The sequence below is a fragment of the Paenibacillus sp. FSL H3-0333 genome (genome assembly GCF_038002805.1).
In the GTDB taxonomy this organism is placed as follows: domain Bacteria; phylum Bacillota; class Bacilli; order Paenibacillales; family Paenibacillaceae; genus Paenibacillus_AQ; species Paenibacillus_AQ silagei.
Window position 1 is genome coordinate 1,959,688 of record NZ_JBBODG010000001.1, and the last position, 17,217, is coordinate 1,976,904.

At 52.9% G+C, this 17,217-nt stretch carries 18 protein-coding genes; 14 read left to right on the plus strand and 4 right to left on the minus strand.

What is annotated here, in order from left to right:
- Positions 1-4 precede the first annotated feature (4 nt).
- A complete protein-coding gene (locus MHH78_RS08780) occupies positions 5-535 on the minus strand; it encodes an NAD(P)H-dependent oxidoreductase (RefSeq protein WP_341167158.1) in 531 nt (176 codons plus the stop codon).
- Between the two features lie 200 nt (positions 536-735).
- Here MHH78_RS08780 and MHH78_RS08785 point away from each other — a divergent pair, with 200 nt between their 5' ends.
- The 3 genes from MHH78_RS08785 to MHH78_RS08795 are packed head-to-tail and all read left to right on the plus strand — an operon-like array spanning position 736 to position 2,509.
- The gene (locus MHH78_RS08785) at positions 736-1,110 is read left to right on the plus strand and encodes a winged helix-turn-helix transcriptional regulator (protein ID WP_341167159.1); all 375 of its coding nucleotides are present in this window, start codon (positions 736-738) and stop codon (positions 1,108-1,110) included.
- Between the two features lie 48 nt (positions 1,111-1,158).
- Complete coding sequence (locus MHH78_RS08790) at positions 1,159-1,620, plus strand: MarR family winged helix-turn-helix transcriptional regulator (protein WP_341167160.1); 462 nt, start codon at positions 1,159-1,161, stop codon at positions 1,618-1,620.
- Positions 1,621-1,672: 52 nt separating this feature from the next.
- Positions 1,673-2,509: an alpha/beta hydrolase gene (locus MHH78_RS08795; RefSeq protein ID WP_341167161.1), complete on the plus strand. Its 837-nt coding sequence runs from the start codon at positions 1,673-1,675 to the stop codon at positions 2,507-2,509.
- Positions 2,510-2,831: 322 nt separating this feature from the next.
- Here MHH78_RS08795 and MHH78_RS08800 read toward each other — a convergent pair whose 3' ends face one another.
- Complete coding sequence (locus MHH78_RS08800; protein WP_036723496.1) at positions 2,832-3,017, minus strand: hypothetical protein; 186 nt, start codon at positions 3,015-3,017, stop codon at positions 2,832-2,834.
- Between the two features lie 251 nt (positions 3,018-3,268).
- Complete coding sequence (locus tag MHH78_RS08805; protein ID WP_340950516.1) at positions 3,269-3,730, minus strand: histidine kinase; 462 nt, start codon at positions 3,728-3,730, stop codon at positions 3,269-3,271.
- Positions 3,731-3,985: 255 nt separating this feature from the next.
- On the opposite strand from MHH78_RS08805, the gene MHH78_RS08810 reads away from it, so the two are divergent.
- From MHH78_RS08810 to MHH78_RS08820, 3 genes are read left to right on the plus strand one after another with little or no spacing between them, the layout of a single operon-like run.
- Positions 3,986-4,984: an ABC transporter substrate-binding protein gene (locus MHH78_RS08810; RefSeq protein ID WP_341167162.1), complete on the plus strand. Its 999-nt coding sequence runs from the start codon at positions 3,986-3,988 to the stop codon at positions 4,982-4,984.
- Positions 4,965-5,747: an ABC transporter ATP-binding protein gene (locus MHH78_RS08815; protein ID WP_341167163.1), complete on the plus strand. Its 783-nt coding sequence runs from the start codon at positions 4,965-4,967 to the stop codon at positions 5,745-5,747. The genes MHH78_RS08810 and MHH78_RS08815 overlap by 20 nt, the downstream gene beginning before the upstream one ends.
- Positions 5,741-6,493, plus strand: a complete 753-nt coding sequence (locus tag MHH78_RS08820; protein WP_341167164.1) for an ABC transporter permease — start codon at positions 5,741-5,743, stop codon at positions 6,491-6,493. Before MHH78_RS08815 ends, MHH78_RS08820 begins: the two co-directional genes overlap by 7 nt.
- A 107-nt stretch (positions 6,494-6,600) precedes the next feature.
- Here the strand turns inward: MHH78_RS08820 and MHH78_RS08825 are convergent, their stop codons facing one another.
- Complete coding sequence (locus MHH78_RS08825) at positions 6,601-7,428, minus strand: TerC family protein (protein ID WP_076083072.1); 828 nt, start codon at positions 7,426-7,428, stop codon at positions 6,601-6,603.
- Positions 7,429-8,064: 636 nt separating this feature from the next.
- Here MHH78_RS08825 and nifB point away from each other — a divergent pair.
- The 8 genes from nifB (at position 8,065) to MHH78_RS08865 (ending at position 17,209) form a co-directional block, all read left to right on the plus strand.
- On the plus strand, positions 8,065-9,432 hold the full coding sequence (nifB, locus tag MHH78_RS08830; RefSeq protein WP_341167165.1) for a nitrogenase cofactor biosynthesis protein NifB: 1,368 nt from the start codon (positions 8,065-8,067) through the stop codon (positions 9,430-9,432).
- A 6-nt stretch (positions 9,433-9,438) separates the two neighbouring features.
- Positions 9,439-10,305: a nitrogenase iron protein gene (nifH, locus tag MHH78_RS08835; protein WP_036723486.1), complete on the plus strand. Its 867-nt coding sequence runs from the start codon at positions 9,439-9,441 to the stop codon at positions 10,303-10,305.
- Positions 10,306-10,527: 222 nt separating this feature from the next.
- A complete protein-coding gene (nifD, locus tag MHH78_RS08840) occupies positions 10,528-11,985 on the plus strand; it encodes a nitrogenase molybdenum-iron protein alpha chain (RefSeq protein ID WP_341167166.1) in 1,458 nt (485 codons plus the stop codon).
- The gene (nifK, locus tag MHH78_RS08845; RefSeq protein WP_341167167.1) at positions 11,982-13,541 is read left to right on the plus strand and encodes a nitrogenase molybdenum-iron protein subunit beta; all 1,560 of its coding nucleotides are present in this window, start codon (positions 11,982-11,984) and stop codon (positions 13,539-13,541) included. The genes nifD and nifK overlap by 4 nt, the downstream gene beginning before the upstream one ends.
- Before the next feature lie 56 nt (positions 13,542-13,597).
- The gene (gene nifE / locus MHH78_RS08850; RefSeq protein WP_341167168.1) at positions 13,598-14,962 is read left to right on the plus strand and encodes a nitrogenase iron-molybdenum cofactor biosynthesis protein NifE; all 1,365 of its coding nucleotides are present in this window, start codon (positions 13,598-13,600) and stop codon (positions 14,960-14,962) included.
- Positions 14,952-16,280, plus strand: coding sequence for a nitrogenase iron-molybdenum cofactor biosynthesis protein NifN (nifN, locus tag MHH78_RS08855; protein WP_341167169.1), 1,329 nt, complete (start codon positions 14,952-14,954; stop codon positions 16,278-16,280). Before nifE ends, nifN begins: the two co-directional genes overlap by 11 nt.
- Complete coding sequence (gene nifX / locus MHH78_RS08860; RefSeq protein ID WP_341167170.1) at positions 16,255-16,659, plus strand: nitrogen fixation protein NifX; 405 nt, start codon at positions 16,255-16,257, stop codon at positions 16,657-16,659. Before nifN ends, nifX begins: the two co-directional genes overlap by 26 nt.
- A complete protein-coding gene (locus tag MHH78_RS08865) occupies positions 16,652-17,209 on the plus strand; it encodes a DUF269 domain-containing protein (protein ID WP_341170297.1) in 558 nt (185 codons plus the stop codon). The genes nifX and MHH78_RS08865 overlap by 8 nt, the downstream gene beginning before the upstream one ends.
- Positions 17,210-17,217: the final 8 nt, after the last annotated feature.

A 17,217-nucleotide genomic window follows, 5' to 3' on the forward strand; every position in this document is an offset into this window, starting at 1 on the left:
AATATTACCGGTTCCGAAGGGTATACTCCAGATAATCCACGGCACTCTGATTAATTTCATCGTCACTCGCCTGGAAGGAGGCGCCGAAAACGGCGAAGTAAGGCAGCGTAGTCGCACCGACATGGATGGCACTGGCTTTGAACGGGGCGATAATCTCATCTACTTTAAAAGAAACGGACCCGGCCGGCAGGTAGTTTTCCTTTTTATCACCGATGGTCATAGCTATGCCCAGCTTCTTACCCTTCAGCTTGTTCCCGTTTGAGCCGTAAGCCCAGCCGTGAGTGAACACATCGTCCAGCCATTTTTTCAGCAGCGGCGGGTAGCTGTACCAGTATAAGGGGAATTGGAAAATAATCAGGTCATGCGCCTCCAATAAATGCTGCTCCCGCGGAACATCGATGCTCCAGTCCGGGTACTCTTTGTAAAGCTCGTGGACAATAACGTTCTCCGGATGCAGCAGCAGCTCTTGTCTCCATCTCCGGTTCACTCTTGAAGCCTCTATATCGGGATGCGCCAGGATTACCAGGGTTGTCATTATGGATCACCTTTCCGGTGTATAATTTGTGTTGTGCAGCTGTTTCTATTATTTTGTAAGTCCCTGAAAATGTAAATACACACAATGAAGTAACCAGGTTACCTCCAGGTGTGCATTGGCCTTCTGCGGGATCTGTGGCATGATAGAAATCATGAGATGCGATAAGATATAGTTAATTCGGTATGAATGAGGTGGCAGGTATGAAGCAATATCGTTTAGGCATAGAAGCAACGCTTGAAATTCTCGGCGGCAAATGGAAATCGTTGATCATATGTAATTTAATGTCGGGCGAGAAAAGGACAAGCGAATTGCAGCGCAATATCCCAGGTATCTCGCAAAAGGTCCTGATCCAGCAGCTTCGCGAGCTGGAAAAGGACGGAATGATCGACAGACAGGTCTATCAGCAGATGCCGCCCAAAGTGGAATATTATATAACGGAATATGGAATTACAGCCAATGAACTCATCAATGTCATGTGTTCATGGGGCAGGGCCAATATCAGAATGAGACAGCAGCAGGGTGAGGCTATAGTGCTTTTAGAGAATACTGCGCCGGAATCAGCGTCTTACGAATAGCTAGGGTGATCTATCCCCATATTTTTGACGGCTCCAATGGAGTTCCATATGATTGACAATAGTTTGATAACAAACTATAATTCCTGTATGGAAACTAGAGACGCTATTTCACTTATATCCAAGATCCGCGAGAAGGTTAACCGGTTCATCGTACAAGAGCTGGCGAAGCAGGGAGTAGACGGCATTGCCACCTCACACGGGGATATTCTGTATGCGCTGCTGTCTAAGCACAGACTCACCATGGCCGAGATCTCGGCACATATTCATAAGGACAAATCTACAGTTACAGCACTTGTGGATAAGCTGGTCCGGCTGGGACTGGTTACGAAGGAGAGGGATCAGGAAGACACCCGGTATGTATACGTTACTTTAACAGTGAAGGGGAAGGAGCTGGAGCCGGTATTTGAATCGGTCTCTTCTGCCATGCTGAAGCAGTTCTACCGCGATATTACGGAAGAAGAGCAGAAGATTTTGCTGACGATTTTAATGAAAATCAATCATAATTTCTAAAAAAATTTGTATTATAGTTTGATATCAAACTAATTATGGAAAGGACATTAAAATGAGAGACTACACTAATGAATTACCGCCGCATACAGAGAAATATGTCGGTGAGCATGATCTCTTCCTGGAGATTTATAAGGGAGAGGAGGCGAGAGAAGGCCAGGAACAGGAGAATAAGGTACCCCTGCTGTTTGTGCACGGTGCGTATACCGGAAGCTGGATGTGGAGCAAATACCTTCCCCATTTCATCCGTGAAGGCTGGACGTGTTATGTGATGAATCTGAGAAGTCATTACCGGAGCAGAGTGCTGGATATGACACAGATCACCTTTGAAGATTATCTGGAGGATATCCATGAGATAGTGCAGTTGATTGAGGCTGAATGCGGAGCTGCTCCGGTCCTGATCGGGTTCAGTATGGGCGGGATCCTCAGCCAGAAGGTGGCGGAGACAGCCGGGCTGGCCGGGCTTGTGCTGATGGATTCAAGTCTATGCAGGGAGGTTCATGAGAAGGTGCCTTATACGGATATCGTCAAAACAGTACCGGGTAACGTAGTACCCGCTCCCGTCCGGGAAGAGGAGAGCAGCCTGGATGAGACGGCAGAAGACATAACATTTCAGCGCAAGTACCTGACGATGGAGTCCGCCGAGGCGTTTCGAACCTTTTCTTATCATTTCGGGGCAGCAGGAGTATCCGTAGACAGCGGCTCCATTACTTGCCCTTGTCTGGTGATCCATGCCGTTAACAGTGATGAAGATGAGCGCCGGGGCAGAGCCAATGCAGCGTATTTCCGCGCAGCCTACGCAGGTCTTTGGGGCACCACCCATACCGGTCTGCTCGTAGGACAGCGTTATCTGGAAGCGGCACAGATGATCCTGAGGTGGTTAGCAAGATAATGAAGCTATATAGATTGAACTAAAAAATTATAGTTAAAGGAAAAGTGGCGGAGGGGAAATTTGGAACTGAAGGAGCGGTAGCGTCCGCCTTTGTCTGCGGATTTCAACCGTTAAAAACGGGGAAAATTAAGAAATCTGCAGAAGGGCAGCGGCCGGAAGTCCAAAACTTCTCTGGAGTCACGGCTAATCCTAAAACCTAAAAATCATTAGTTCAATTTATACAGTGCAACAAATAAAAGGCCGCTTGAACCGGGATGCTCCCGTTCCTTGGCGGCCTTAACCTGATAGGTGAAGGGTGTTCTATATATACATCTCCTGGAGATTAGTGGAATTTGACAGTCTTGATGCGCGATTCCTGCTCATAAGTAAGCGGGCTTGGTGTTGGCGGTGTGTGTAGATGGCGGTGTGCGCTGTATTCCATTCTCCGGTAATCCTCTTCTCCGGAAGCCATCCCCGGCTGCCACATTCCAGTTACCCAATTCTTCAGTTCCTTAATTCCTGCCAGCATTGCATTCATCCTCCTTGGCGATGAAATACGGTAATGAACCTCTGGGACATCTATCCTGGTTACGCTTTCATTATAGCATAGATAATCAATAAATCAATGTGATGTCCGCCTGTAAAAGACAAATAAATAAGGAATAATGTTGCCATAACTGGTTTTGTATTTGTATAAGAGAACAATGTCCTTGTGAGATGGACTGCGTGCGGGCAACAAAAAAGCGGCAGCCGGGAGGGCGGTCGCTTCGGGGCAAGATGTTATGCAGAAGCAGCTAAACGTTTCATTTCAGCTTCCTGATCTATAGAACGCCGGGCCAGGATATCCAGTGTTGCGTCATGTCCGCGCAGGCTCCGGTCGATCCGCTCCAGTGAATCCCGGCCAGCAACGACTTCAGTATTCACTTCGGACACCGCCTGTTGAATAAGCGGGATTAGCTTCGTATCTTCCTTGATGCTTTCGATATCATCCTTGATGGTAACGATGTCGGTCTTGATGTTTTCAATTTCATTCTTGATGTTTTCAATTTCATCCTTGATGATAACCAACTCGCCAACAATTTCAGACTTGAATGTAGCGAATTCTGACTGAAGATTTTTAACATCGGACTTGATTCCTGCAATTTCGGTCTTAATTCCTGCAATTTCAGATTTCATTCCGTTAATTTCGGACTTTACGCCTTGCAGCTCGGCAAGAATCTGCTGGAGAATTACATCGCTCATAGGGCACAGCTCCTTAGATAGGGTTGGAATAGGACTGCTGCTTGAAGGGGGGATACCTGCGAAATAGGTACAGGTCATTATAGCATATTTGCGTCATTATTGGGTGCTGCTGTAAAAAGAATTCCATGAACATATTGGACATTAGAAAACTGATACTTAAATTTATAAATATACAAAATAGGACAATGGGTGTACTATGTATGTGAATAAATTCGCATGAAGTGTAACCGATAAGAGATGGGGGAATCAAGATCCATGAAGACAAGAAACTGGAAACACCTTATGAAGCTAGTCGTGCTGACTGCTGCTGTCAGTGTAGTAGCTGCCGGATGCGGTAGCGCAAATCAGGCAGGAAATTCCAAAGATACTAATACAGGAGCTGCTACAGCTGTACCTGCTGAGGCCGTTACGATATCGCTGGGACTGCTGCCATCCATCGATGCAATTCCTTTTATTATTGCCCATGAGCAGGGATTTGATCAGAAGCATCATGTGAACCTGGATATCCAGACCTTCAAGAGCGCGAAGGATCGTGATGTGGCTTTTCAGGCGGGTAAGGTAGATGGCCTCAGTGCGGATCTGGTGGCGATCTCGATCTATAATGAAGCAGGACTCGATGTCAAAATCACCAGCACGACCACAGGCGAATTCGACCTGCTGACCGGAAATGATGAAGTGAAAGAGGTAAAGGATCTGAAGGGGAAGACCGTCATCCTGTCTAAGAATACCTCAACCCAGTATACCGTTGCCATGATGCTGAAGCAGGCAGGCCTGACGGAAGCCGATATTACTGTAACGGAAGTGCCGCAGATTCCAACGCGTCTGGAGCTGCTTAAGAATCATAAGGCGGATGCGGCTGTTTTGCCGGAGCCTTTTGTCACCATGGGCCGTACTGCCGGTCTGAGTGTTCTCAGCTCCACCCATAGTGCGGGGATCAATCCGTTTGTGCTGGCTTTTCCACAGAGTGCCATTGATGCCAAGGGTCAGGGAATCCGCGATATGTACGCCGCTTATGATGAGGCTGTCGATTATATGAAGACGCATGACCAATCGGAATATATCGACCTGATTATTAAGGAAGTGGGCTATCCCGATACGCTGAAGAATGAGATTAAGGTGCCGGAGTATCTGCCTGCGAACCAGGTGGATGTGAAGGAAGTGGAGGCTGCTTTTGCCTGGGCTCGTGAAAAAGGACTGTTGACCAAAACGCTATCGGCTGAAGATGTGATCTCCGATGTCCAGTTTAAAAAATAGCGGTCTCCGCATTAATCAGCTCCATGTAGCTTATCAGAACGGGCAGCTGGCCCTGGGGGAAATGAACCTGACCCTGCCGGAGCACGGGATTTATACGGTGATCGGTCCCTCGGGCAGCGGCAAATCCACGCTGCTGCGGGCGATTGCCGGCCTGCTGCCCGGTTACGAAGGCGAACTGCTCTTCAATGGCAGATCTGTCCATGACAAGGACACGCTAATCGGGCTCGTGCCGCAGAATTATGGCCTGCTGCCCTGGAAGACGGTCAAAGACAACATCGGGATTGCGATGCGGATCGCCCGTCCGGCCGGAGCGGGGCGGGGCAGGCGGGAGCAGGACCGTCAAATTATGCACTGGCTTGAATCCATGGGGATCGCCCAGCTCGCCGGCCGGTTTCCGCTCTCGCTGAGCGGCGGTCAGCAGCAGCGGGTAGCCATTGCCCGCGCCTTTGCCATTCTGCCGACCCTTCTGCTGCTGGATGAGCCGTTCTCGGCGCTGGACGCTATTACGCGGGAAGGGCTGCAGCAGATTTTTATCGACAACTGGCAGGCGCATCCGGCGACCACGCTGTTCGTCACCCACGATGTGGAGGAGGCGATTCTTCTGGGACAGAAGATTATCATCCTGCTGCCCAGGCAGCAGGAGCCGCCGGAGATTCTCGATAACGCTGCTGTATTTGCCATGAAGCATTCCGAGAAGCGGGAGAGCGAGGAGTACTTTATGCAGACGAAGAGAATCCGAAAGGTAATGATGGAAAAATGGTAAAACGACGGCATTTTGTTCACCTGCTGCGCCTGCTGCTCGTTTTTGCCGGAATGAATGCGCTCTGGTATGTCGCTTATCTGCTCATGAATCACGCGATTCTTCCCAGCCCGGGCGCGGTCTATAAGGCAATGTTTCAGCTTGGGGCCCATGATGTGGCGCTGAATGTCGGCTACAGTCTGATGCGCATCACTGAAGGTGTGCTGCTGGCTCTGCTGCTCGGTCTGCTGGCCGGTCTGCTGATGGGCCGCTCTCCCTTCTGGAACCGGGTACTGGACCCGGTCGTCTATCTGACCTATCCGATCCCCAAAATTGCGCTGTTGCCGGTGGTCATGCTCTTCTTCGGACTCGGAGAAACCTCCAAGGTGCTGATGATTATGCTGATCCTGCTGTTTCAGGTCATTATCTCGGTACGTGATGGTGTGAAGGCCATCCCCGAGAGTACTTATGATGTGCTGACGAGTATTGGTGCCAGCACGATGCAGAAATTCTGGAATGTGACGCTTCCCGGCGCCTTGTCGGTGATCCTCAGTACGATTCGTATTTCGCTGGGCACAGCGATTTCAGTACTCTTTTTCACCGAAATCTACGGTACGGAGCATGGTATGGGCTTCTTTATCATGGATGCCTGGCTGCGGCTGGACTACCCTGAGATGTATGCCGGAATTATGCTGTTCAGTCTGGTGGGATTCGTGCTGTTCCTGCTGGTGGATGTGCTGGATTACAGATTCATGAAGTGGCGGAGATAGCCGCAGAGTATAACCATTCAACACAATAAAGCCCGCTTCCCCAAATGGAGGAAACGGGCTTTTTGGTATGTTTAAAGCATAACAGAAGCCTTCAGATCTTTCCCGGATTATTTGCCGAGTTGCTTGTCGACTTCCTTGACAGGATTCTCGCCGACATTCTCTTCGGTCTTGACACTGCTCATGAACCAGCCTGTAGCTGCAATGATGATCAGAACTACATAGAAGGTCAGTTTCCACCAGGTGCTGTGTGCGAAGTCTTCAGACAATACACCCAGAGCAGGATGGGCCAGCGTGATGACTGCGAGCTTAACCCCTACCCAGCCGACGATGAAGAAGGCAGCAACCTCAAGACCCGGACGGGTGTGAAGCAGCTTAACGAAGAAGGAAGCAGCGAACCGCATAATCACGAGGCCAATGAAGCCGCCCGCGAAGATTACAAGGAACTGTCCGCCGTCGAGGCCGCCGATGTTGCGGATACCACTTGCCGGAAGAGCAACGGCCAGGGCTACGGCTGCGAGGATGGAGTCTACGGCAAAGGCAATATCTGCTACCTCGACCTTAAGTACGGTGAACCAGAAGCTGGCTTTCTTCTTATTTACAGCTCCAGGGCTTCCGCTTTCAGCGGCGTCTTCCGTGACCGGCTTAGCGAATAACACTTTTCGGAAGATGTGATTCCCCGCGATAAATAACAGATATAGCGCACCGATGGCTTGTACCTGCCAGATGTCTACCAGATAGGAGATGACGAACAGCGATCCGAACCGGAACACAAACGCTCCAGCCAATCCGTAGAACAATGCCTTCTTACGTTCCTCATCAGGAAGATGCTTAACCATAATTGCGAGTACAAGTGCGTTGTCTGCGGCAAGCAGCCCTTCCAGTGCTACGAGAACGAGCAATACCCATCCGTACTCTAATAATAATCCCCAATCCATTGCTGTTTCCTCCTCAAGTGGGTTTAGCTGCTTTTTTGAGAAACTAACGGTGATACCATTAGTTTAACCAAAAATATATATAAAAAAGACCTTTACCAAACAGATTAGCCTTTGGAATAAAGGTAACCTGGTTGGTAAAGGTCTCGCTAACAATAATCTATTGCCGATAAAACCGGAGAATATCCTCATATTCTCGTATTGACGATTTTATCTAACAGCTACTCCCCTTTACGGGATTATATGAAATTTTAGGTGATTCGTTTCTGGCTAAAAGTATCATATCCGAGTTAAGAGGTGTTGTCAATGTTTTTGTGAGAACAACTATCAATAGAAATGACAGGCCTGAAAACGGAAACATGATAAGTATGAGTCATGTAAGTTGACATGTCATATGGCGAAACTGCAAACAAAAGGAAATAAAGGGCAAAACGAACGTTGGACTAATTGACGATCCCCGGTAATGAAAATATGATGAAACTAATTAAAGCGGCCAAGTGAATTTAATGTTAGATAAAATAACATTAACCAAAACAAAGGCTATTTGAACCATAAAACTTAAGTTAATACTTCCGAAGCGAGTTTTGTACGCAGAATGCGCAGAGAAGCCTAGCTTACAAAACTTTTAGGAGGTGGGAAATGATGCAGCCGTCATGTCTATCAAGTGAAGCGGAAGAGGAGATTAGCCGCCACCCTTGCTACAGCGAGGAGGCCCACCGGTTCTATGCCCGGATGCACATCCCGGTTGCTCCCGCCTGTAACATCCAGTGCAATTACTGTAACCGCAAGTTCGACTGTGTGAATGAGAGCAGGCCGGGCGTGGTCAGTGAGGTGCTTACTCCGGAGCAGGCAGAACGCAAGGTGCGGGGAGTTGCCGCCGGGCTGATGCAGCTCTCGGTAGTGGGTGTAGCCGGGCCTGGAGATCCGCTCGCGAACCCGGAGCAGACCTTCGATACCTTCGCCCGGGTCAGGAAGCATGTGCCTGATGTCTCCCTCTGTCTCAGCACTAACGGACTCACGCTGTACCGGCATGTGGATGAGATTATGGAGCTGGGCATCCGCCATGTCACGATCACCATCAACGCCATTGACCCTGAGGTCGGCCAGTCGATTTATCCCTGGGTGTTCGATGAAGGGGCCCGGTACGAAGGCAGAGAGGCAGCCGAGCTGCTGATCAGCCGTCAACTACTGGGACTTGAAATGCTGGCAAAGCTGGGGATTCTGGTCAAAGTGAATTCCATTATGATTCCGGGGGTTAACGATCATCATCTGACTGCAGTGTCAGCGCGGGTAAAAGAGCTCGGGGCCACGCTGCACAATGTAACACCGCTTATTATCGCGCCGGGCAGCCAGTATGAAGCGGATGGCCGCAAGGCGCCCCGTCCAAAGGAATTGCTTAATTTGCAGGAGCAGCTGGGCCGCGCGGGAATGAAGGTTATGCGCCATTGCCGGCAGTGCCGGGCGGATGCGATCGGGCTGCTGGGCCAGGACCGCAATCCCGATTTTCCGCTGGAAGCGATGGAAGCCGAGCCGGTCATTAATGAAGAAGCCCGGGCGATGTTGCAGCGTGAGCTGGACACCAAGATCCGCGAGCGCATCTTGGCCAAACAGGCCAGACGCATTCAGGCCGGAGGGCCGAAGACACGGGTCGCGGTTGCCACCAGAGGCGGCGACAAAGTGAATCAGCATTTCGGTCATGCCACTGAGTTCCTGGTCTACGACACCGACGGAACCGATGTACAGCTCCTGGGTGTCCGCAAGATCCAAGCCTATTGCCATGGCAAGGCCGATTGTAACGGTGACAAAGCAGCTACGCTGCAAGAAATTATAACGATTCTAAGTGACTGCCGCATTCTTCTCTGCTCCGGCATCGGCGAGGCCCCAAGGGCCAGCCTGAACGCAATCGGTGTCCTGCCTCTTGTCCGCAAAGGCGGCATTCAGGAAGCCATTCTCGAAAGCGTGAAGTACAGCTCTTATTTTGAAAAACTAAACATTTCGAAGGGATGATGAACAATGAGACAAATAGCTTTCTACGGTAAAGGCGGTATCGGTAAATCGACAACTTCACAAAACACCCTGGCTCAGCTGGCCACCAAATTCAAACAAAGAGTCATGATCGTAGGCTGCGACCCGAAGGCGGATTCCACCCGTCTGATCCTGAATACCAAAGCCCAGAACTCCGTGCTGGAGCTGGCGGCTGAGCTTGGCTCCGTAGAGGACCTGGAGCTTGAGGATGTGCTGCAGACAGGCTTCGGCGACATTATCAACGTAGAGTGCGGCGGGCCGGAGCCGGGGGTAGGCTGCGCAGGACGCGGGATTATCACTGCGATCAACTTCCTGGAGCAGGAGGGCGCCTATCAGGATCTGGATTTCGTCTCCTATGACGTACTGGGTGACGTAGTATGCGGCGGATTCGCCATGCCGATCCGTGAGGGCAAGGCCCAGGAGATCTATATCGTCTGCTCCGGCGAGATGATGGCGATGTACGCAGCGAACAATATCGCCCGAGGTATCCTGAAATATGCCACTAGCGGCGGCGTAAGACTCGGCGGCCTGATCTGCAACAGCCGGAATACAGACCGTGAGGATGAGCTGATCATGGAGCTGGCCCGCCGCCTGAATACACAGATGATTCACTTTGTTCCCCGCGACAACATTGTTCAGCATGCTGAGCTGCGCAGAATGACCGTAGCCCAATATAATCCTGAGCACCAGCAGGCGAAAGAATATGAAATACTGGCCGAGAAAATCCTCAATAACAAAATGCTGACGATCCCTACCCCGATCTCGATGGAAGAGCTGGAAGAGCTGCTGATGGAATTCGGCATCATTGAAGATGAAGAAGCTGCGATCAAGAAGCTGGCGGCTTCCGGGCAATAAGGCTTACTGAAGAACTTAACAAAAAGCGTAAAGAAGCGGAGGGGAAATTTGGAACTGTAGGAGCGGTAGCGTCCGCCTTTGTCTCCGGATGTTATCCGCTAAGCGGAATAATAAAAAACATCTGGAGACAACAGCGGCTGGAAGTCCGAATGTTCACCGCAGTGACGACCACGCTTTAAGTTCAACTCATAGGTAAGCCATTAAGAAAAGGAGGGTCAAACGATGGGACTGAATATTGAAGAGAATCAGAAGCTGGTTGAAGAGATTCTGGAAGCCTATCCCAAAAAGGCGCGGAAGGACCGTGAGAAGCATTTTCAGGTGGCGGATGAAAAGGCCATTGATTGCAGCACCTGTGCGGTAAAGTCCAATATCAAATCCCGTCCGGGTGTCATGACCCCGCGCGGCTGCGCCTATGCCGGCTCCAAAGGGGTGGTCTGGGGTCCGATCAAGGATATGGTCCATATCAGTCACGGGCCGGTGGGCTGCGGACAGTATAGCTGGGGCTCACGCCGTAACTTTGCGAATGGGACGCTTGGCATCGATAACTTTACAGCGATGCAGATTACCAGTGATTTTCAGGAGACGGATATCGTGTTCGGCGGGGATAAGAAGCTGGCCGTCATTATGCGTGAGATTAGCGAGATGTTCCCGCTGGCTAAGGGGATCTCTGTTCAGTCGGAATGTCCGGTCGGCCTGATCGGTGATGATATCGAAGCGGTGTCGAAGAAGATGTCCAAAGAGCTGGAAATGCCGGTTGTTCCGGTACGCTGCGAAGGCTTCCGCGGAGTCAGCCAGTCGCTGGGCCATCATATTGCGAACGATGCGATCCGTGACTTCGTGATGGGTCGTGCCGAGCTGGCGGAGACCGGTCCCTACGATGTGAATATCATCGGCGACTATAACATTGGCGGCGACGCCTGGGCCTCCCGTATCCTCCTGGAAGAGATGGGCCTGCGCGTTATTGCCCAGTGGTCCGGTGACGGCTCTCTGAACGAGCTGGAGGTAGCCCACAAGGCGAAGCTGAACCTGATCCACTGCCACCGCTCCATGAACTATATGGTTGACCATATGGAGAAAGCCTACGGTATCCCTTATCTGGAATACAATTTCTTCGGGCCTACGAAGACGTATGAGAGCCTGCGGGCGATTGCAGCGCTTTTCGATGACACGATTCAGGAGAATTGCGAGCAGATGATCGCCAGATACAAGCCGGTCATGGATGCAGTGATCCGCAAATACAGACCGCGCCTGGAAAATAAGACCGTCATGCTGATGATCGGGGGCCTGCGCTCCCGCCACACCATCGGAGCTTATGAAGATCTGGGGATGGACATCGTAGCCTCCGGTTATGAATTCGCCCACAAGGACGACTATGAGAAGATGCTCCCGATGCTTGCTGAGGGAACCATTGTCATGGATGATCCTACAGCTTATGAGCTGGAAGAGCTCACGAAGAAGATGAACATTGATCTGGTGGGCTCAGGCGTGAAGGAGAAATATGTCTATCACAAGATGGGCGTGCCGTTCCGTCAGATGCATTCCTGGGATTACAGCGGCCCGTATCACGGCTTCGACGGCTTTAAGGTGTTCGCTAAGGATATGGATATGACCGTGAACAGCCCGGTATGGGATCTGGTGAGCAGACAAGGAACAATGGAGCCGAAGGAGGCGGGCGTATGAGCAGGGATGAACTGAACATTAAAGATAATACCAGCTTGTTCAAGGAAGAGCGTTATGTGCAGCAGCGGGAGAACAAGAAGCAGTTCGAAGCGCCCTGCAGCGAGCAGGAGACCGCCGAAGCACTCGCGTACTCCAAGTCTGCCGAATATATGGAGAAGAATTTCAGCCGCCAGAATGTGGTGATTAATCCGCATAAAGCGTGCCAGCCGCTGGGTTCAGTCATGGCCGCGCTCGGATTCGAGAAGACACTGCCGTTCGTACACGGGTCGCAGGGCTGCAATGCCTACTTCCGCAGCCATCTCAGCCGCCACTTCAAGGAGCCTACGCCGTCCGTATCCACGTCCATGACAGAGGATGCCGCCGTATTCGGCGGGATGAATAACCTGATTGACGGTCTGGAGAACAGTGTCGCCTTGTACAAACCGGAGATGATTGCAATCTGTACTACCTGTATGGCTGAGGTCATCGGGGATGACCTGAACTCTTTTATCGGCAATGCCCGCATTAAGGGGGTGATCAGTGAGGAATATCCGGTAGCCTACTGCAACACGCCGAGCTTCGTCGGCTCACATATCACTGGCTACGACGCTATGATCAAGGGTATCCTGAGCTACCTCTACACCCGTTCGGGTATAGAGAGCAAGCCGGGAAGCGGCGCGGAGAGCGGAGAGAAGCTGAATGTGATGCTGGGCTTTGAGCCGTACACCGGGAACTTCGCGGAGCTGCGCAAGATTCTGGGAGCCTTCGATACCAAGTACACCATACTTGGAGACCACAGCGGGAACTACGATTCACCGGCAACCGGAGAGTATGAATACTACTACGGCGGCACGAAGCTTGCGGATGTTCCGCAGGCAGCCAATGCGCTTGCCACCCTGTCCCTGCAAAAGTATACGCTGAAGAAGACCCAGGAATATATCAGCGGTACCTGGAACCAGCAGCTGGTAGCGTTATCCACGCCGCTGGGTATTAAGGGCACGGATACGCTGCTGGATACGATCAGTGAGCTGACCGGTCTCCCGATTCCAGCAATACTCACCGAAGAACGCGGCCGTGTCGTGGATGCGCTGATGGATAGTCACCCTTACCTGCATGGCAAACGGGTGGCGCTGGTAGGCGACCCGGATCTGCTCATCGGCCTGATCGGGTTCTGCCTGGAGACCGGGATGGAGCCGGTGCACATTATCTGCTCGAACGGTGATGTGGACTTCAATGAAGTGAAGTTCAAGGACGAAGCTGAAGCGCTGCTGGCAGCAAGCCCGTATGGCACCGAAGCTACTGTGCATGTCGGCAAAGACCTGTGGCATATGCGCTCGCTGCTGCTGAATGACAAGGTGGATCTGGCGATTGGCAGCTCCCATCTGAAATTTGCCGCCAAGGATGCGGAGGTGCCGCTGGTGCGGGTCGGCTTCCCGATCTTCGATCGCCATCACATGCACCGTTATCCTATTATCGGGTATCAGGGAACACTCAATTTGCTCAGCCTGATCGTGAACACGATTCTGCAGCAGCTTGATGATCATAACTCCGGCTTTAATTTTGAGCTGGTGCGCTAACTGCGCGTAAGTCTGGCGTGAATTCCAGCCTCTTAAGCGAAGGAGATGAAGAGCCGATGGACCCTTTACGGCAAGATGAATTTGATTCCCAGGCTTGCGGGAGTATAGCGCCTAAGGCGAAGCCCTGTCCAAGGCCCAAGCCGGGCGAAGCTGCTGGAGGCTGCTCCTTCGACGGAGCCCAGATCACGCTGCTGCCGATTATGGATGCGGCGCATCTGGTTCACGGACCGATCGCCTGCGCGGGAAACAGCTGGGAGAGCAGAGGCACGTTGTCCAGCGGCCCCTCCCTGTCCCAATACGGCTTCGCTACGGATCTTACGGATTCTGATATTATTTTTGGCGGCGAGAAGAAATTGAAGGACAGCATTGATTATATTGCCGGGCGCTTTGCGCCTCCGGCAATATTTGTATATTCAACCTGCGTGACCGCGCTGATCGGCGAAGATATGGATGCGGTCTGCAAGGAGGCGGCGGACCGGATCGGGATTCCTGTGATCCCGGTGAACAGCCCTGGCTTCGTCGGCAGCAAGAATCTCGGGAACCGGCTGGCGGGGGATGCGCTGCTGCAGTATGTCATCGGGACGGGGGAGCCGGAGCCGGAGACGGATCTCGGGGTGAATCTGATCGGGGAGTACAATATCGCCGGTGAGATGTGGGATATTGAGAAGCTGATGAACAGCGCCGGGATCGCTGTAACCTCGCGGATTACGGGGGATGCACGCTATAAAGAGATTACGTGGGCACACCGGGCGAGAGTGAATATGGTGGTCTGCAGCCGGGCGCTGCTGGGCCTTGCCAAGGAGATGGAGTCAAGATACAGCATCCCGTATTTCGAAGGCTCGTTCTATGGTGCGAAGGAAACGACCTATTCGCTGCGCCAGATGGCCTATCTGATGAATGACCGGGAGATGGAGCGGCGTGTGGACCGGCTCACCGAGCGGGAGGAGGCCAGGTTAAGCCAGGAGCTGCGGCCTTACCGCAAGCTGCTGAGGGGGAAGCGGGCCGTACTCTATACGGGCGGGGTCAAAAGCTGGTCCGTAATCTCGGCCCTGAAGGAGCTGGGCGTTCAGGTCGTCGGGGTAGGCACGAACAAAAGCACGGAGGATGATGTGCGGCGGATTGCCGACCGTGTGGGCGATGATACAGAATACATTCCCGAGGGCGGGGCCAGCCGGATCATCAAGACGGTAAGAGAGCGCAAGGCGGATATTATGATTGCCGGCGGCCGCAATATGTATGTGGCGATGAAAGAGCAGATTCCCTTCATTGATATTAATCAGGAGCGCCACAAGGCGTATGCCGGATATGAAGGGCTGCTGCGGCTGGCCAAAGAGCTGACCTATTCACTTGCGAACCCGATCTGGAAGCTGGCGGCAAGCCCTGCTCCCTGGGATAAGGAGGCGCCGCCCTATGACCGTTAACCGGAGAAAAAAGCCCGCATCGGTCAACCCGATGAAGATCGGGCAGTCACTGGGTGCCGTACTGGCCTTGCAGGGCTGCTACCGGGCCATGCCGCTGATTCACGGCTCCCAGGGCTGCTCCGCTTTTCCGAAGGCGCTCCTGACCCGTCATTTCCGGGAACCGATTGCTGTGCAGACCTCGGCGCTGCAGGAGATGGATGTCATCTTCGATGCCAACCGCAATCTGGAGGAGGCGCTGAATCTGGTGCTGAGCAAGCACCGCCCGGATATCATCGGCATCATTGGGACGGAATTGACCGATGTAGCCGGTGCGGATTATCAGAACATGCTTAAGACGTATAAAAGAGAGCGGAATATGCGCGGAGGTCTCGCCTTCTCAGTGGTGCTGCCTGATTTTCGCGGATCGCTGGAATCGGGCTTCAGCGCTACGGTGGAGTCTATGATTGACGAGATGATCCAGCAGGTAGGACACCGGGGGCAAAGAAGCGTGAATACCCGGCAGATTACCCTGCTGCCCGGCTCGTTCTTAACCCCGGCCGATGTGATGGAGCTGAAGGAAATCATCTCCTCCTTCGGCTTCGAGGTGATTGCGCTGCCGGATATCTCGACCTCCTTGTCCGGCCATCTGCTTACCGGCTTTTCGCCGCTGACGCGCGGCGGGGTTCCGCTGGACTCTATGCTCCAGAGCCTGCAGTCCGGGCTGACGATTGCCGTGGGCGGCAGCATGGAGCGTCCTGCCCGACGGCTGCATAATGCCATAGGCACCCCGTATAAGGTATTCGAAGGGGCGATGGGGCTTAAAGCAACCGATGAACTGCTGCATTTCCTGCATCAGATCAGCGGGGAGCCGGTGCCGCTGCGGTATTGCTGGCAGCGGGAGAATCTGCTGGACGGTATGCTGGACGCCCATTTTCAATTTGCCGGAATGTCGGTTCTTGCCGCACTGGAACCGGATCATCTGTATTCGGTCTCGGGGTGGCTGGAGGAGCTGGGCGTAGAGCAGAAGGCGCTGATCACTTCGTTCGAGACCCCGCTTATTGCCGGAATGGAGCGCGAGGTATGGGTGGGCGATCTGGACGATGCCGAGGTGCTGGGCAAGGGGGCGGATCTCTGGATCAGCAATTCCCACGGGATCGCCGGGGCGCAGCGGACGGGTGCCGCCTTCATGCCGGCCGGGTTCCCGGTCTGGAATGAGCTTGGGGCTTACATGTCCGTCTCCGTAGGGTATCGGGGAGCAATGGAATGGAGTAATAAGGCAGGGAATCTGTTCATGCAAAGGGAGGCAGGGCACCGTGAAAGTAGCGTTCGCCACAGATGATGGAAGCCGTGTGAATGCGCATTTCGGACAGAGTCCGATGTTCGCTGTATATAATGTAACGAAAGCCGGAGCTGAGCTGGTGGAGCTGCGCAGACTGTCAGCTGTGCCCAACCAGGATGAAGCAGGCAAAATCGACAGCCGCCTGGATTCCGTAGGCGACTGTACCCTGATCTTCATCATGCAGATCGGCGCTTCGGCCGCTGCGCGGGTAACACGCCGGAAGATTATGCCGGTGAAGGTTGCGTTCGGCAGCCCTATCGAGGAGCAGCTGAAGCGGCTGGTCGAGATGCTTCAGGGCAAGCCGCCGATGTGGCTGGCCAAGGTACTGCGGGCAGAGGAAGAGAACGAAGGAGGAGAAGAGGGTGGAACCCATGGCTAATGAGAGTGCGGTACTGCAGGGTAAGGTGGTTCCGGGAGCTGCGGCGGTGAGACAGCGCAGTCCCAGAGCGCGCAAGGAGCTGAATCCGGAGACCGCAGATGCCCTGATCCGGCGTCTGTGTCATCTTCTGGATGCCGCAGACTTTTTCGGACATAGCAGCAGCCTTCCTCCGCTGGAGAAGATCGCGAAGCTGTTCCTGGCATCTGCCGGGGATAAGGATCAATCGGAATTCAATTGCGCGGTGTCGCCCAAGGTCCGCCAGCAGGTGCCGCTGCTGTTCCAGGCTATGGCAGGCGTTATGGAGGAGAGAACCGGCCTTATGATCCAGAGTACGGCGGAGATTAACGGCGAGGGCTTCGGACGGGGGCTGCTCTACAGCGGCAGAGTCATTGTGGTGCTTAAAAGCCTGCGGGCAGGCTTCCCCTTCCCGTTCACTTCGGCTGAGAAGACGATTTCGTACGGGGTGGAGTGTATTGAAGAAGGGATGGCTTGGCTGGAGAAATATAAAGAGCTGACTTCAGCGCATGGCCTGCTCAGCCTGGAGGGCTAAGGGAGTAT

Coding starts and splice junctions, on each gene's coding strand:
- MHH78_RS08780 (WP_341167158.1), bottom strand. CDS start 535: ATGACAACCCTGGTAATCCTGGCGCATCCCGATATAGAGGCTTCAAGA.
- MHH78_RS08785 (WP_341167159.1), top strand. CDS start 736: ATGAAGCAATATCGTTTAGGCATAGAAGCAACGCTTGAAATTCTCGGC.
- MHH78_RS08790 (WP_341167160.1), top strand. CDS start 1,159: ATGATTGACAATAGTTTGATAACAAACTATAATTCCTGTATGGAAACT.
- MHH78_RS08795 (WP_341167161.1), top strand. CDS start 1,673: ATGAGAGACTACACTAATGAATTACCGCCGCATACAGAGAAATATGTC.
- MHH78_RS08800 (WP_036723496.1), bottom strand. CDS start 3,017: ATGCTGGCAGGAATTAAGGAACTGAAGAATTGGGTAACTGGAATGTGG.
- MHH78_RS08805 (WP_340950516.1), bottom strand. CDS start 3,730: ATGAGCGATGTAATTCTCCAGCAGATTCTTGCCGAGCTGCAAGGCGTA.
- MHH78_RS08810 (WP_341167162.1), top strand. CDS start 3,986: ATGAAGACAAGAAACTGGAAACACCTTATGAAGCTAGTCGTGCTGACT.
- MHH78_RS08815 (WP_341167163.1), top strand. CDS start 4,965: ATGTCCAGTTTAAAAAATAGCGGTCTCCGCATTAATCAGCTCCATGTA.
- MHH78_RS08820 (WP_341167164.1), top strand. CDS start 5,741: ATGGTAAAACGACGGCATTTTGTTCACCTGCTGCGCCTGCTGCTCGTT.
- MHH78_RS08825 (WP_076083072.1), bottom strand. CDS start 7,428: ATGGATTGGGGATTATTATTAGAGTACGGATGGGTATTGCTCGTTCTC.
- nifB (WP_341167165.1), top strand. CDS start 8,065: ATGATGCAGCCGTCATGTCTATCAAGTGAAGCGGAAGAGGAGATTAGC.
- nifH (WP_036723486.1), top strand. CDS start 9,439: ATGAGACAAATAGCTTTCTACGGTAAAGGCGGTATCGGTAAATCGACA.
- nifD (WP_341167166.1), top strand. CDS start 10,528: ATGGGACTGAATATTGAAGAGAATCAGAAGCTGGTTGAAGAGATTCTG.
- nifK (WP_341167167.1), top strand. CDS start 11,982: ATGAGCAGGGATGAACTGAACATTAAAGATAATACCAGCTTGTTCAAG.
- nifE (WP_341167168.1), top strand. CDS start 13,598: ATGGACCCTTTACGGCAAGATGAATTTGATTCCCAGGCTTGCGGGAGT.
- nifN (WP_341167169.1), top strand. CDS start 14,952: ATGACCGTTAACCGGAGAAAAAAGCCCGCATCGGTCAACCCGATGAAG.
- MHH78_RS08865 (WP_341170297.1), top strand. CDS start 16,652: ATGGCTAATGAGAGTGCGGTACTGCAGGGTAAGGTGGTTCCGGGAGCT.